The 15530-nt window shown below is 38.0% G+C and carries 15 protein-coding genes, 1 riboswitch and 1 other annotated feature; of the genes, 5 read left to right on the plus strand and 10 right to left on the minus strand.

All coding sequences use genetic code 11. The annotated features are described in order from the left end of the window. Positions 1 to 101: 101 nt before the first annotated feature. From SNE38_RS17390 to SNE38_RS17405, 4 genes are all read right to left on the minus strand, one after another. Positions 102 to 536 (minus strand): CoxG family protein, encoded by a 435-nt coding sequence (locus SNE38_RS17390; protein ID WP_191705207.1) that lies wholly within the window; start codon positions 534 to 536, stop codon positions 102 to 104. 85 nt (positions 537 to 621) lie between these two features. Continuing rightward, on the minus strand, positions 622 to 819 hold the full coding sequence (locus SNE38_RS17395) for a hypothetical protein (RefSeq protein WP_336046992.1): 198 nt from the start codon (positions 817 to 819) through the stop codon (positions 622 to 624). Positions 820 to 970: 151 nt separating this feature from the next. Further along, positions 971 to 3385: a leucine--tRNA ligase gene (leuS, locus tag SNE38_RS17400; protein ID WP_191705209.1), complete on the minus strand. Its 2415-nt coding sequence runs from the start codon at positions 3383 to 3385 to the stop codon at positions 971 to 973. Between the two features lie 112 nt (positions 3386 to 3497). Then, positions 3498 to 3712: a binding site (T-box leader), on the minus strand. Positions 3713 to 3762: 50 nt separating this feature from the next. After that, on the minus strand, positions 3763 to 4932 hold the full coding sequence (locus SNE38_RS17405; protein WP_191705210.1) for an MDR family MFS transporter: 1170 nt from the start codon (positions 4930 to 4932) through the stop codon (positions 3763 to 3765). A 134-nt stretch (positions 4933 to 5066) separates the two neighbouring features. On the opposite strand from SNE38_RS17405, the gene SNE38_RS17410 reads away from it, so the two are divergent. Genes SNE38_RS17410 through SNE38_RS17420 form a run of 3 tightly spaced genes read left to right on the plus strand, consistent with a single transcriptional unit; the run spans position 5067 to position 7050 of the window. Further along, positions 5067 to 6023 (plus strand): TIGR01212 family radical SAM protein, encoded by a 957-nt coding sequence (locus tag SNE38_RS17410; protein WP_191705211.1) that lies wholly within the window; start codon positions 5067 to 5069, stop codon positions 6021 to 6023. Continuing rightward, on the plus strand, positions 6020 to 6601 hold the full coding sequence (locus SNE38_RS17415; protein ID WP_191705212.1) for a tRNA (mnm(5)s(2)U34)-methyltransferase: 582 nt from the start codon (positions 6020 to 6022) through the stop codon (positions 6599 to 6601). Before SNE38_RS17410 ends, SNE38_RS17415 begins: the two co-directional genes overlap by 4 nt. A 41-nt stretch (positions 6602 to 6642) precedes the next feature. Continuing rightward, positions 6643 to 7050, plus strand: coding sequence for a pyrimidine dimer DNA glycosylase/endonuclease V (locus SNE38_RS17420; RefSeq protein ID WP_191705213.1), 408 nt, complete (start codon positions 6643 to 6645; stop codon positions 7048 to 7050). 66 nt (positions 7051 to 7116) lie between these two features. Here the strand turns inward: SNE38_RS17420 and SNE38_RS17425 are convergent, their stop codons facing one another. Then, positions 7117 to 8583 carry an alanine/glycine:cation symporter family protein gene (locus SNE38_RS17425; RefSeq protein ID WP_191705214.1) on the minus strand — a complete coding sequence of 489 codons (1467 nt, stop codon included), beginning with the start codon at positions 8581 to 8583 and terminating at the stop codon, positions 7117 to 7119. A 132-nt stretch (positions 8584 to 8715) separates the two neighbouring features. Further along, a complete protein-coding gene (locus tag SNE38_RS17430; protein WP_191705215.1) occupies positions 8716 to 9519 on the minus strand; it encodes an alpha/beta hydrolase in 804 nt (267 codons plus the stop codon). Between the two features lie 136 nt (positions 9520 to 9655). On the opposite strand from SNE38_RS17430, the gene SNE38_RS17435 reads away from it, so the two are divergent. Further along, positions 9656 to 10168 (plus strand): gamma carbonic anhydrase, encoded by a 513-nt coding sequence (locus tag SNE38_RS17435; RefSeq protein WP_191705216.1) that lies wholly within the window; start codon positions 9656 to 9658, stop codon positions 10166 to 10168. Positions 10169 to 10274: 106 nt separating this feature from the next. Here the strand turns inward: SNE38_RS17435 and metK are convergent, their stop codons facing one another. Continuing rightward, positions 10275 to 11471 (minus strand): methionine adenosyltransferase, encoded by a 1197-nt coding sequence (metK, locus tag SNE38_RS17440; RefSeq protein ID WP_191705217.1) that lies wholly within the window; start codon positions 11469 to 11471, stop codon positions 10275 to 10277. Between the two features lie 327 nt (positions 11472 to 11798). After that, positions 11799 to 11915, minus strand: a riboswitch (SAM riboswitch). A gap of 200 nt (positions 11916 to 12115) precedes the next feature. Between metK and pckA the strand changes: the two genes are divergently transcribed. Beyond that, positions 12116 to 13702: a phosphoenolpyruvate carboxykinase (ATP) gene (gene pckA / locus SNE38_RS17445; protein ID WP_191705218.1), complete on the plus strand. Its 1587-nt coding sequence runs from the start codon at positions 12116 to 12118 to the stop codon at positions 13700 to 13702. Between the two features lie 127 nt (positions 13703 to 13829). Here pckA and SNE38_RS17450 read toward each other — a convergent pair whose 3' ends face one another. The 3 genes from SNE38_RS17450 to SNE38_RS17460 form a co-directional block, all read right to left on the minus strand. After that, positions 13830 to 14609 carry an alpha/beta hydrolase family protein gene (locus SNE38_RS17450; protein WP_191705219.1) on the minus strand — a complete coding sequence of 260 codons (780 nt, stop codon included), beginning with the start codon at positions 14607 to 14609 and terminating at the stop codon, positions 13830 to 13832. Further along, complete coding sequence (locus SNE38_RS17455) at positions 14593 to 15060, minus strand: NUDIX hydrolase (RefSeq protein WP_191705220.1); 468 nt, start codon at positions 15058 to 15060, stop codon at positions 14593 to 14595. Before SNE38_RS17455 ends, SNE38_RS17450 begins: the two co-directional genes overlap by 17 nt. Before the next feature lie 63 nt (positions 15061 to 15123). Continuing rightward, on the minus strand, positions 15124 to 15432 hold the full coding sequence (locus tag SNE38_RS17460) for a transposase (RefSeq protein ID WP_191705221.1): 309 nt from the start codon (positions 15430 to 15432) through the stop codon (positions 15124 to 15126). Positions 15433 to 15530 lie beyond the last annotated feature (98 nt).

Raw genomic sequence — 15530 nt, forward strand, 5'->3', positions numbered from 1 at the left:
TCATGGTAAAAGCTTTTATAAAGGGATATCCATAAAAGATATACCCAATTATACTCAATTAAAAAACTCACCTGAACTAATTTTCCAAGTGAGTCGATTTTTTAAGCTTGTATGTAACGAGCGATTTTTTCAGTTAGACGAGTTGTCACTTTCGGTAATAATACTTTAATAGCCGGGTTTAATACCGCACCAGAAAGTCCGCCTGCTGTAACTTCCACCTTACACGTCATGTATGTACCACCATCTCTAGGCTCCGCTGTAAATTCACCGCCGCCTTTAAAATTATCTGAAAGACCTTTAATTTCAAATTTGATTTGAGATGGCTCGTTCATTTCTATAATTTTTATTTCCAGCTCTACTTTTTTCGTTAACCCTTTAAAATTCCCTTCGAATGTCCAGTGAGAAGTTTGTGCATCCACTTCCTTATGCTCTTTATAAGCAGGTACCAACACTGCCCATTTCTCAATTTTACTTACGAAAGCCCATACTGTTTCTTGGTGCATTGGGATTTGTACTGAATGTGATGCTTGTGCCATTGTTACTACACTTCTTTCTTCATAAATCGTTAAATGTTGTCATTTACTATTCTAGTATTACATAGAAAATGTTTTGGCAACATAGTTATTTTAGCCCTTCATGCAACAATAGAGCTGCCTTTTTCAGTTCTTCAGCAGGCACATCTTCTGAATATCTCGTTGCCTCCTCACTAAATGTAACATTGCCAATATTTAAAGTCATAAGAGGCGCAGTTCCCAACTTCATTTCAATTTGGGAAAAGGATTGCGGAATGCCCTTTAAATCCACAGTTCTCCACTTCATTACGAGTAGTGTATAGGGAAACGAATACTTCTTTTCATATTTCAGCTTTGGTTTTCATTATCTTTTGGGAAAGAATTGCTGTTCATTATTAATCATAATCAAATAAAAAAAGTCTGCTCAAAAATGCGAGCAGACTTTTTCATTTTAATAATTACTTAATAACGATATTTACTAATTTACCTGGAATAACAATTACTTTAACAACTGTTTTACCTTCGATGAATTCTTGTACTTTGCTATCGGCTAATGCCACTTTTTCCAAGTCTTCTTTTGAAATATCTTTTGCAACCGTTACTTTCGCACGTACTTTACCTAATACTTGAACAACAACTTCGATTTCGTCATCTACTAGTTTAGCTTCGTCATATGTTGGCCATGTAGCATACGTAATTGTGTCTTCATGTCCTAAAATTGTCCAAAGCTCTTCCGCGATATGTGGTGCGATTGGTGATAATAGTTTGACGAACCCTTTTGCATATTCAACAGGAATCACTTCCGCTTTGTAGCAATCATTAATGAATACCATCATTTGTGAAATAGCAGTGTTGAAGCGAATTCCTTCATAATCATCCGTTACTTTTTTCACAGTTTGGTGATACACCTTTTCCAAAGTCGTGTCATTAGAATCCTGAATTTTCGCTGCAAGTTTTCCTTCTTCTGTTACGAATAGACGCCAAATACGATCTAAGAAACGACGTGCTCCGTCAAGACCGTTTGTGCTCCATGCTACAGATGCTTCTAATGGACCCATGAACATTTCGTATAAACGTAATGTATCTGCACCATGTGACTCGATAATATCGTCCGGGTTTACAACATTCCCTTTTGATTTCGACATCTTTTCGTTGCCTTCGCCTAAAATCATCCCTTGGTTGAATAATTTTTGGAATGGCTCCTTCGTATGCACAACACCTAAATCGTAAAGGACTTTATGCCAGAAGCGCGCGTACAGTAAGTGAAGTACAGCATGCTCTGCACCACCGATATAAATATCAACCGGTAACCAGCGCTTTAGTAATTCAGGGTCTGCAAGTGCCTGATCGTTTTTCGGATCAATATAGCGTAGGAAGTACCATGAAGAACCGGCCCATTGAGGCATTGTATTCGTTTCACGACGACCTTTTTTACCTGTTACAGGGTCAACTACATTTACCCATTCTTCAATATTTGCGAGTGGTGATTCACCTGTACCTGAAGGACGGATATTTGTCGTTTTCGGTAATTCTAATGGCAACTCTTCTACAGGAATTGTTGTCATTGTGCCATCTTCCCAATGAATTACTGGGATTGGCTCTCCCCAATAACGTTGGCGGCTAAATAACCAGTCACGTAGACGGTAAGTAATTTTCTTTTCCCCTACTCCATTTTCCACTAACCAATCAATCGCTGCCTTAATGCCATCTTCTTTATTTAAGCCATCTAGGAATTCAGAGTTAATATGTGCACCATCCCCGACGAATGCCTCATTTTCGATATCTCCACCTTCAAGCACTTGGACGATTTCTAAATTAAACTCTTTTGCGAATTCGTAGTCACGTTCATCATGTGCTGGAACAGCCATAATTGCACCTGTACCGTATGTTGATAATACATAATCTGCAATCCAGATTGGCACTTCTTTGCCGTTGATTGGATTTACTGCATATGCACCAGTGAATACACCTGTTTTTTCTTTTGCTAAATCTGTACGCTCAAGGTCCGATTTTAATGATACTTTTTCTAAGTACGCTTCTACCGCTGCACGTTGCTCTGGAGTAGTAATTTCAGCTACTAGTTTATGCTCTGGTGCCAATACACAATAAGTAGCACCGAATAAAGTATCAGGGCGTGTAGTAAATACTTCGAATCCTTTGTCTGTATCAGCGACTGTGAATTTTACTTGAGCCCCTTCTGAACGGCCGATCCAGTTGCGCTGCATTTCTTTAATCGATTCAGGCCAATCAACATCAACTAAATCATCGACTAAACGGTCTGCGTATTTCGTAATACGTAGCACCCATTGTCGCATCGGACGACGTACTACTGGGTGACCACCACGTTCAGAAAGCCCATCGATTACTTCCTCATTTGCAAGAACTGTACCTAATGCTTCACACCAGTTCACGGCAACTTCATCAACATATGCTAAATCCATTTCCACTAATTTTGTGAAAATCCATTGTGTCCATTTGTAGTAAGACGGGTCTGTTGTATTAATTTCACGATCCCAGTCATAAGAGAAGCCCAGCTCATTAATTTGACGTTTAAATGTTGCAATGTTTTTTGCCGTAAATTCAGCAGGGTCATTCCCCGTGTCTAATGCATATTGCTCTGCCGGTAAACCAAATGCGTCCCAACCCATTGGATGAAGAACATTATAGCCTTGCATACGTTTAAAGCGAGATAAAATATCTGTCGCTGTATAGCCTTCCGGGTGTCCAACATGTAGTCCGGCACCTGAAGGATACGGGAACATATCCAATGCATAGAATTTTGGTTTATCCATTTCATTTTCCGTTTTGAATGTTTTATTTACATCCCAAAACGCTTGCCATTTTTTTTCAATCTGTTGATGATTAAAACTCACAATAATTCCTCCTTTAAAATCATTCTTGCTGTGGTTTATGTATTTTAGGCGTCTTATCCATGATTTAACAGAATATTTAAAAAATAAAAAAATCCCGTCCCATCTTATGATAAGAAGGGACGAGAGGTAATTTTTACTCCCGCGGTACCACCCAAATTAGTGACACAGCACTCAGCTTCATTTCTTAACGCGAATACACGGCCTTAGCTACTAAAATTTCACTAAAGCAAACTCCGAGGCGAGTTCAATTTTACACTTACCAGCTTCCACCACCCGCTAGCTCTCTATAAAGTGAGACCATCTACTATTCCTCATCACAGTCAAAATATTATTTCATTCATTTTAACTAATTCCAAACAAAAGTACAAGTGGCTGTTTTATGATTGTACTTTTCTTAATACACGATCATATAGCAGACACGGAATAATGGCTAAAACTATAAGAATCGATAAAATCATCATTAACATTTGCATACCATATAAGTCGACCATTAAACCACCAAATACAGGCCCAATCATTCGCCCAATTGTCGTTGCACTGTTTACTAGCCCTTGATAAAATCCTTCTTGCCCTTGTGGTGCCAACTTGTTGGCAATCATCGGAATAATCGGTGTAAAGAATACTTCTCCGAACGTTAAAATAACCATAGCGGCTGCAAACATTTTAAAATCCTGTGCAAAATAAACGACACCAAATGAGATCGACATAAGTATTAAACCTAGTGTTAATTGATGTTTTATTTTATTTTCCCATCGTGTGACAAGTGGTTTAATAATGGGTTGGATTGCAACTATCATAAAGCCGTTGATTGTCCATAATAAGCTATATTGGGACAAGCTCATCCCCAATCCTTGCGTATAAGAAGAAATCGTTGCACTCCACTGTGAGTAGCTTAACCAACATACTACTAGAGATATACTTAAAACTCCAATAGCAATAATAGGTGCGTTATTTCTTTGTTTGCCCTCATCACTCGATAATGACTTAGTTATGATTCTATTATCATCAAAACGCTTATACGTAGTTATGACAAGCACGAAAAATAACGCATAGAAAAATAGATTCGCACTAAACACATAATCAAACTTTATATCTGCGACTAGTCCTGCTAATGCTGGCCCAATGGCAACCCCAACATTATTTGCCAAGAAAATCGCATTAAAAGCCCTGCGTCCCCCTTCAGGCCAAGCACTTCCTGCAATGGCGTAAATCGCCGGATACACAATTCCTCCACTAAAGCCCAACATAGCCAAAAAAATAATATACTGTGGCCAATCATGCCATATAGTAAGAAGCGAGATCGAAAATAAATTAAGTACTACCCCTATCAAAATTGCTTTATAGCCACCTAATCTATCGAATAAATATCCACCTACTAGATTACCAAAAACACCTGCCAATGAATTGAGCATCAGGACAATGCCCGCTGTAGTCAATGATTTCCCTAAATGATCATGAATATATATGCTATTTAAAGGCCATAAAAATGAATTTCCGACCGTATTTACGAATGTGCCAATAATTAAAAACCAGACTTGTTTAGGCACTGAATTTCCTCCTTCAACTTTTGCTCAAATTCCTAGTTTATTCTTTCATTTAAATTTGTACAAGAAAAAAATTTTCTAGTAGGACACGATGATCTGTACATGATAGAATAATACGTTAGAGGAGTGAACAACGAATGACTGAAACAAACTTTCCTTTCCCGTCCGACGGGAAACGTTATTATACATGGAATCGCTATTTGCGAAATGAATTTGGAAAGAAAGTATATAAAGTCGCATTAGATGCTGGCTTTGATTGCCCAAACCGTGATGGTACGGTCGCTTTTGGCGGTTGTACGTTTTGTTCTGCAGCAGGTTCTGGTGACTTTGCTGGTAGTAAAGTGGATCCAATCCCCGTACAGTTCGAAAAAATCAAAGCGAAAATGGAGAACAAATGGAAAGATGGCTTAACGATGGCCTACTTCCAAGCGTACACAAATACTCATGCACCTCTTGAAGTATTAAAAGAGAAATTCGAAGCAGCACTCGCTTGTGAAGGAGTAATGGGGCTTTCTATCGCAACACGTCCCGATTGCCTACCTGATGATGTCGTAGAATATTTAGCTGAATTAAATGAGCGCACTTATTTATGGGTAGAATTGGGATTACAGACAGTCCATGAAAAAACTGCCAACTTAATTAACCGCGCACATGATTATGCGACTTATGTGGAAGGCGTAAATAAATTACGCAAGCATGGCATTCGTGTCGTTACACATATTATTAACGGATTACCTTTAGAGGATTACGATATGATGATGGAAACAGCTCGTGAAGTGGCAAAACTTGATGTACAGGGCATTAAAATTCATCTTCTACATCTTTTAAAAGGAACGCCGCTCGTGAAGCAATACGAAAAAGGCATGCTGGAGTTTATGGAAAAAGATGCATATGTTCAGCTTGTAGCAGATCAGCTTGAAATTCTTCCACCTGAAATGATTGTCCACCGCATAACTGGTGATGGTCCAATTGATTTAATGATTGGTCCGATGTGGTCTGTAAACAAATGGGAAGTACTTAATGGCATAGATGCAGAGTTGGAAAGACGTGGCTCTTATCAAGGAAAGTACTATAAGGCGGAAATTGCAAAATGATATTAGAACGTGTTATTCAATATGCTCAAACTTTATTGAAAAAATCAGTTTCAGAAGGTGAAATTGCGGTCGACGCTACAGCAGGCAATGGACATGATACACTTTTTTTAGCAAATCTTGTAGGTGATAATGGCTATGTGTATGCGTTTGATGTGCAAAAGGAAGCGGTTGATGCCACACTACACCGTCTACTAGACAATGCACTTGAGCACCGGGCAATTGTATTAAAGGACGGGCATGAAAATGTAGCCAAATATATAAATAAACCTGTTGCTGCAGCTATCTTTAATCTAGGCTACTTGCCTGGCAGCAATCATGAGATTATTACTCGACCTGATACTACAATCCAAGCAATCGAAAGCCTTTTAACATTATTGAAAGTTGGCGGAGTTATTGTATTAGTTGTATATTATGGACATGAGGGCGGCAAAGATGAGCGTAATGAAGTAATTGAATTTGTCAGTAATTTATCCCAAAAGCATGTTCATGTTTTACGCTATGAATTTATGAATCAAAAAAATGACCCACCATTTATTATTGCATTAGAAAAAGTAAAAGAATTTCCGAAAGAGGGCTAAGTTTTCTTAGCTCTTTTTTATCTAGTAAAGAGGTGAATTATATGCGTTTATGGCACACCGAGCTCATCCCATTTATCCCAAAAAGCCAGTTGCTTGCCCAATGGCGGGAATTGAATAGTATATTTGCTAAGGAAGACCGCCATATACTTATTAATTATGTATATGACTATCCAAAAGAAGATCTATATATTTACACACAAATTGTACTTAAAGAAATGCTGGTCCGTAATATTACAATTCGTACGATTGATAAAATGGAGCGCTATTTTACAGATATAACAATTCCCCCGAATTACACACCCTTTAAAGATCATCATAACGACGAGTATTTAACTATTTGTTATTATAATTTATATGAAAAATATATTCGAGGACAAAAAGATTTTTCAAAAGAACAATTTGATGCATTACAATTATATTTTTACTCGCAAAAAAGAGATTCCAAATAACTGGTCCATTCAAAAAGTTCTTCGCATATTAAAAGGAGCAACCTATTATAGGCTGCTCCTTTTATTCTATTTATCTTGCTTCTTATATGTCTCCCAGAAATCCGCGTTTTTAATTCCGAGTTTTATTGGATCAAATACTGGGTCTTTACCTTCTTTTTTCTGCTGCTCATAGTCTTTTAAAGCTATAAGAGCCGGTTTCATGATGAATAATAGCATGATGACGTTAATCCAAACCGTTAACCCTAGCCCTACGTCACCGAATGCCCAAGCTAAATCCGATGTTTTAACAGTGCCGTAAAATGCTGAAGCCAATAATACGAATTTCATTAAGAAAATTCCTATCCTTCTGGCATTCCCATTTAGCATATACGAAACATTTGTTTCCGCAATGTAATAGTATGCCATTAATGTAGTGAAAGCAAAGAAGAACAATGAAATCGCTACAAATCCAGATCCGAAGTTATTTAAAGATGGGAACGCGTCATTTACTGCTGCTTGAGTAAAGCCTGAATAAGTAATTGTCTCATCCATTTTTGCTTCGATTAATGGACCGTCTTGGCTACCGTCATGTACGTTGTATGTACCCATGAATAAAATCATTAATGCTGTTGCAGAACATACTAATAGTGTATCAATATAAACTGATGCTGCTTGAACAAGACCTTGTTTTACTGGATGTGATACTTCTGCTGCGGCAGCAGGATGTGCCCCTGTACCTTGACCAGCTTCGTTTGAGTAAATCGCTCGTTTTACACCCCAGAAAATTGCACTCCCGATCATCCCGCCGAATACAGCATCTGTCGCAAAGGCACTACGGAAAATTAAAGCAAATACATCAGGCACAGCTGTAATATTCATAATAATAATAATACCCGCTACCAATAAATAAGCTAATGCCATAAATGGAACTAAAATTTGCGCAGCATTTGCAATACGCTTAACACCGCCGAAAATAATAACCGCCAACAAAAGAATTGTAACTAAACCAGTGATCCAAGGTTCAATTCCAAATGCATTATCTACCGCGCCGGCAATCGCATTTGCCTGAACACCCGGCATTAAAAATGCAACAGATGCAATCATCGCAATGGCAAAAATAATACCTAAGGCACGAATACCTGTTGTCTTTTCAATATAGAATGCAGGTCCACCACGATATTGACCATCTTTCTTTTCTTTGTAGATTTGCGCTAAAGTCGATTCCATATAGGCTGTTGATGCTCCAATAAATGCAGTAACCCACATCCAGAATACCGCACCAGGACCACCGAACGCGATGGCTGTAGCTGTACCAACGATATTACCTGTACCGACACGACCAGACAAAGCAATGGATAATGCCTGGAACGAAGATACACCTGCCTCTGATTTTTCTCCTTTAAACATTAACTTGAACATGTCCCCAATTAACCGGACTTGAGCAAATTTTGTCAGGATTGAAAAGAACAAACCTACGACTAAAATACCGTAAATCATTACAGGACCCCATAATATATTATTGGCCCATCCTACAAAATCATTAATAAAATCCATATTTTACCCCCTTGTTGAACTATTGTATTAATTAGAAATTTAGTATATTACAAATATTCTAAAATTTCGATATATTTTTTTGCTAAAATTAAAAAAAAACCTAACAAAATTCGACTTTTGTTAGATTTTTTATTATTCTACAATATATCCAAGGTCTCTTAAGACATTATTAATAAAATCAATTGTGTACCGGAAAACTTCTTCACGTTCCACTTCAAAAAACAAGCTATGCAGGCATCCATTCCATTGTTTATAGTGAAATTCTGAAAGTTTTTGTTCCATCATCCATTTTTTAGAAGTACTAATGTCCGTTATTTTATCATTTTCCCCAGTCATTAGTAACAGTGGAATATCAGGGAATTTATTTTCAGGATCACGGATTATTCGTGTCATTTGCTGCCATTCCCGATACCATTTAACAGTCACCATACTATTTAATGGTAACTGCTCCTTTAACTCCATCAATACATCTGTATTACGGGTGAAATATTGTATGCTCAATTCATGTTTTAATTTCACATTCGATGTTATAGCACTAAAGCTTGATAATGCATTGGATAGTTTCCCAGGCGCTAATTTAAAATGAAGCCACGGTGATGTAAGGACAACACCTGCGCATTCTATTTTATTTTTCTGCAGCACGTACGCTGCAATAGATGCGCCTAATCCATTACCTACAATAAAAAGAGGCAAATTATATTCTAGAGCAACCTTTAATAACACTTTTGTATAATTATAGTATTCTTCAAAATTTTCGTCATGATATCTTGCATACTTTCCTTGCTCACCATGCCCAGGCAAATCCCCCATTACTACATGGAAGCGAGCACTCCGAAATTTTTCGATTAACCATGCGTACCACCGATGCTGTTCATATGCACTATGTAGAATAACGACTACGGCTTTTGGTTGATGCTCTGTTTCCCATTTCCACATGGTCAATCCTCCTTACATAAAACAGTCTGCTATAATTTATTATATAAAGTTAAAAGATGATAATTGAAAATTAATAGTGATTTGATACGATTACAATAGCTATAATACATTCTATAAAAGAAAAGAGGAATTGAACATGATATACCCTTATAAAGATAAATCACCAAATATTCACCCAACTGCCTTTATTGCTGATTATGCAACAATTACTGGCGATGTGACAATAGGGGAAAATACTTCCATATGGTTTAATACAGTGATACGTGGTGATGTGAATAAAACAATTATTGGAGATCGAGTTAGTATTCAGGATTTAAGTTGTCTTCACCAAAGCCCTGCCTATCCGCTCATTATTGAAGATGAAGTAACAGTAGGTCATCAAGTAACATTACATAGCTGTACAATAAGAGAACGCGCTTTAATCGGTATGGGTTCCATCATTTTGGATGGTGCAGAAATAGGTGAAGGAGCATTTATTGGTGCAGGCAGTCTCGTACCACCTGGAAAAGTGATTCCTCCCAATTCTCTTGCTATGGGGCGCCCAGCAAAAGTTGTACGTGAAGTAAATGCAGAGGACCGGGCAGATATGGATCGCATAATTAATGAATACGTAGCGAAGGGACAATACTATAAATCACTACAGAAATGACATTTCGCTATCTTTCAACTCACCTACCATATAAATGAAGGAAGTATATTATTTTCCATAATAATAGAAAAGGAGCCGTCCATTTGACTGAACGCTCCTTTCCTCTTTAAAGTCCGGCTTTTTCTTTAAGTTCAGCCGCTTTATCTGTATTTTCCCATGGTACATCAATGTCTGTACGTCCGAAATGTCCGTATGCTGCTGTTTGTTTATAGATTGGTCGACGTAAATCCAGCATTTTAATAATTCCTGCCGGGCGTAAATCAAATAGCTCACGTACCCATTCTACGATTTTGGCAGATTCTACTTTACCAGTGCCGAATGTATCTACTGCAATTGATACTGGCTGCGCAACACCGATTGCATAAGCCAGTTGAACTTCTGCACGATCCGCTAATCCTGCCGCAACGATATTTTTTGCAACATAACGCGCTGCATATGCTGCAGAGCGGTCTACTTTCGTTGCATCTTTACCAGAGAATGCACCACCGCCGTGACGTGCGTAACCACCATACGTATCTACGATGATTTTACGACCTGTAAGACCAGCATCACCTTTTGGACCACCGATTACGAAACGACCTGTTGGATTAATGAAATATTTAGTTGCTTCATCTAATAATTCAGTAGGAACAACTGGTTTAATTACATGTTCTTTAATATCTTTTTGGATTTGTTCTAATGTTGCTTCTTCATCATGCTGTGTGGAAATAACGATTGTATCAACACGGACCGGTATATTATTTTCATCATATTCGATAGTAACTTGTGTTTTACCATCTGGACGTAAATACGTTAATTCTCCTGTTTTACGTACTTCCGTTAAACGACGCGCCAATTTATGTGCTAAAGAAATAGGCATAGGCATAAGTTCAGGCGTTTCATTGCAAGCGTAACCAAACATTAAACCTTGGTCTCCAGCACCGATTGATTCTAACTCATCATCCGTCATTGAACCTTCACGTGCTTCTAACGCTTGGTCTACACCTTGTGCAATATCCGGTGATTGTTCACCAACTGCAACTAGTACAGCTAAGTTCTCTGCATCAAAACCATATTTCCCGCGTGTATAGCCAATCTCTGCTACAGTATCACGGATAATCCCTTTCATATCTACATAAGTAGTAGTTGTAATTTCACCAGATACTAATACTAAGCCTGTTGTTACCGTAGTTTCACAAGCTACACGTGCATTTGGATCTGCTGCTAAAATGGCGTCTAAAATGGCATCCGAAATTTGATCGCAAATTTTATCTGGATGTCCTTCCGTTACACTTTCTGATGTAAACAGTCGACGATTTTTCATGTCATTTCCTCCTAATTCACTTTGGCAATTGTTTTATATTTTAAAACGAAAACGATACGGTACTCATTACCCATGCCCGCTTATATTTTCGATAAAGTAAATCCTACTTTTCAGAGTAGAAAATGGTTTTACCAATCAAGTCTCTAGAGCAGTATATTTTACTGCAAGGCGAGACACGATAAACGTCAAGCTTAATTGCTTTGACACGAGGTTTTGAAAGGTCATTTCTTATTTATATACAATTCATATTAAACAAAAAAATCCTTTCACTCATTAGCCGCGTTCATCACGCGTGAGGAAAGGATATATATGCTTCGTTACCTTTCACTCTTATCGTTCAAGGGTAATTTTGCCCTTGCATCAGGTTGGCACCAACACGCATATAATATGCACAGGTTGCCGGGTTTCATAGGGACCTGCCCCTCCACCAGCTCGGGATAAGAGTATCCGTTCAATTACACATCCTACCTAAAAAAATAAAGGCTGTCAATAAATTTTGTCCGATTTTAAACAGTTAAAAATTCCACAAAAAATAATTCATAATTAGTATAGATTATATCCTTCAATGTGTTATACTATTTTTGAATTAATAAACAACTCCCCTACTATAAGGGAATACTATAAAAAAGGATGGTATTTAATAGATGAATTCGGTAGAAATTGCTAACGAGCTGAAAGAACTTTTAAACGGGGAAAACATCAAAACTCAATTATCTGTTCCACAATTAGTTGAAAAAGCTACATCACGTGGAGAAGCAATGTTAACTGTTGAAGGCGCTTTACGTGCTGAAACAGGTAAATATACTGGTCGCTCACCTAAAGATAAATATATCGTTGAAGAAGAGAACTCTAAAGATAAAATAGATTGGGGTAAAGTTAACCGTCCTATCTCTTCAGAAGTATTTGATAAGCTTTATGTCAAAGTTGTAAACTACCTAAAAGAACGCGATGAATTATTTGTATTCAACGGTTTTGCGGGTGCTGACAAAGACTCTCAATTATCGATTAAAGTAATTAACGAATATGCTTGGCATAACCTATTTTGTCATCAATTATTCATCCGTCCTACAGCAGAAGAATTAGCTGCACATGTCTCTGACTTTACAATTGTTTCTGCTCCAAACTTTAAAGCAGATCCAGAAGTAGATGGAACTGGTTCGGAAACATTTATTATAACATCTCTTGAAAAGAAAATCATCTTAATCGGTGGTACTGAATACGCTGGCGAAATGAAAAAATCAATTTTCGGGATTATGAACTACTTATTACCAGAACAAGGTATTTTCCCAATGCACTGCTCTGCTAACGTTGGCGAAAAAGGCGACGTTTCATTATTCTTCGGTCTATCAGGTACTGGTAAAACAACTTTATCGGCTGATTGCGACCGCAAATTAATTGGGGATGATGAACACGGTTGGTCTGATAATGGTGTTTTCAACATTGAGGGTGGATGTTACGCAAAAACAATTAACCTCTCCGCTGAAAATGAACCAGAAATTTACAATGCAATTCGCTTCGGTTCTGTATTGGAAAATGTAGCGGTTGATTCAGAATCACGTATTTGTGATTATGATGATGGTTCTTTAACAGAAAATACTCGTGTTGCATACCCAATCGATTACATTGATAACATCGTATTACCATCAGTAGCAGGTCATCCAAACACAATTGTCTTCTTAACAGCTGATGCGTTTGGCGTATTGCCTCCTATTTCAAAATTAACGAAAGAGCAAGCGATGTACCACTTCTTAAGTGGCTTCACTTCAAAATTAGCAGGTACAGAACGTGGTGTTACTGAGCCAGAACCAGTATTCTCTACATGCTTCGGTTCACCATTCCTTCCACTTCCTGCAACAGTCTATGCAGATCAGTTAGGTAAGAAAATTGACGAGCATGGTTCACAAGTGTTCTTAGTAAACACAGGTTGGACAGGAGGAGAATACGGTGTTGGTAACCGTATGAAACTTGCCTATACTCGTACAATGGTACGCGCTGCCATTAACGGTGAATTAGACAATATTGAAACAACACAAGATGGAGTATTCGGTTTAAATATTCCAGTAGCTATTGAAGGAGTACCTTCTAGCGTATTAAATCCTCGTGCTGCATGGGCTGATACTGCTGCATACGACAAAAAGGCTACTGAACTTGCAGAGCTATTTAAAAACAACTTCACGAAATTTGCCGATGTTGATGAAGCTATCGTGAAAAAAGGCGGTCCATTAGTATAAATTACTAATGATTAGCTCGACATATTGTTTGACGATGTAGTCTGCACTAATACTACGACGTCAAACTTAAAAATATATCATAGTAAAAGGGATGTAGTGTATTTTCACACTGCATCCCTTTTTTGAATTACTGTTGTTTCATCCATTCACAGATTTTTTTCACTGTTTCTCTATTCAGCTTCGGTGGGTAATGATGTTTCAGCCTAGATGAATACCATGTCTCAACTTGTTTCCCTTCGCCTTTCATATATCGCTCCAATTGATAGGCATGTTCAATTTTGACATGTTGATCTTCAGCTCCATGTATAATCAATAGTGGTGATTGAACGTTTTCAATTTTGTATAATGGCGTACGGCTTTCATAGTTTTCTGGTACTTTATTTGGAGTCCCCCCCACTATTCTTTTTAATCCACGACGCATATCGATACGATCCCAATATGTTGCTGTTGCATCAGAGACGCCAGCCCATGTTACGACAGATTTTACATCATTACGTAATATTGCTGTCCATAGAGCCATTAAGCCTCCGCGAGAAAAACCAAACAAATTCACCTTTTCAACACGAATAAATTGTTTCAATACATCAAGACCGAAAACTGCATCATGGCGGTCATCACCCGCAAATTCGTCTTTTCCTTCCCCTCCACGATTTCCACGGTAATAGGGGGCAAATACGACGAATCCGTGCATCGCAAACTGGGCGATACGAGCAGGCCTAACCATCCCAATTGATTGTAAACCTCCACGTAAATATAAAAGGGCTTCATACTGTCCATGTGCTTTAGGACGTGCGAGCAATCCCTTCACACGCAACCCTTGTGACCAATATGTTACTTCATCCAAACGGACATGCGGATTTGGGGAAGGATATTGATGCATTGATAAAATTTCACCATTGGCGTTCATAATTTTTCACTTCCTGCAGCATCTTTTTCATACCTTCATCTCGCATATAGAAGCTTAAATTTGGCTGTTGGCAAAGCTCCTCTTCCGTTAACCACAAAATACCTTCTGTTTCATAGTCTCCTACAAAGGGCTCGATTTCCTTTACTTTCGCTGTAAAAACCGCCTTGCAAAACGGAATATTATCGTGAACAATATAGTAAGCGAACCATTCAACATCCTCGATTATTACATTGGCTTCCTCATATACTTCTCGGATAGCTGCTTGCACTAGTGTTTCATCGTGCTCCTGCTTTCCTCCAGGAAACTCAACACCACGCCGGTGATGAATTGTGCACAACCATTTCCCTTCGTATTGTACAAGAGCCAGGACGTGCTTGGGCGCTACTTCAAAAGGTCCTTCATCAAATCTTAAATCTACCGGTAATCCATTCTCATCAATAAATCTAAACATTTCCGCTCAACTCCTATTACTAGTTTAGCGAACAGAAGTCTTTCATTCAATAATTGAAAATACTTAATGATTAAAATACGGCAATTGCTCTACAAACTTTTTCGCTTCTTCATCTCCAAATTCATGTATGAGTGCATAGACTTTTTTCAGACGATGGTCTATATCATGATTCAATCTATCTAAATGATAAGGAATGAAGGGCATATGCGCCCGAAAGGCATTCGATGCTTCAAGTTCTTGCATTTGACTGAATAGCTTTGTAAATACTCGTGCTTTAAGAGGATCCATTTTTAATACAAATTCATAGGACGATCCGGGCTGCAGATTACATGTTAAATTTGCGACGGACACATATACATTATTTTTTTCCAATTTATTCACCTCATACTTAAGGTGAGCTACAAAAAAATGATTTATACATAAAAACGACCCCAAAATTGGAGTCGTTTCATCAAAACTAGTTACCTAAA

Origin of the sequence: Solibacillus ferritrahens, assembly GCF_037027585.1 — a bacterium.
Lineage (GTDB): Bacteria > Bacillota > Bacilli > Bacillales_A > Planococcaceae > Solibacillus > Solibacillus ferritrahens.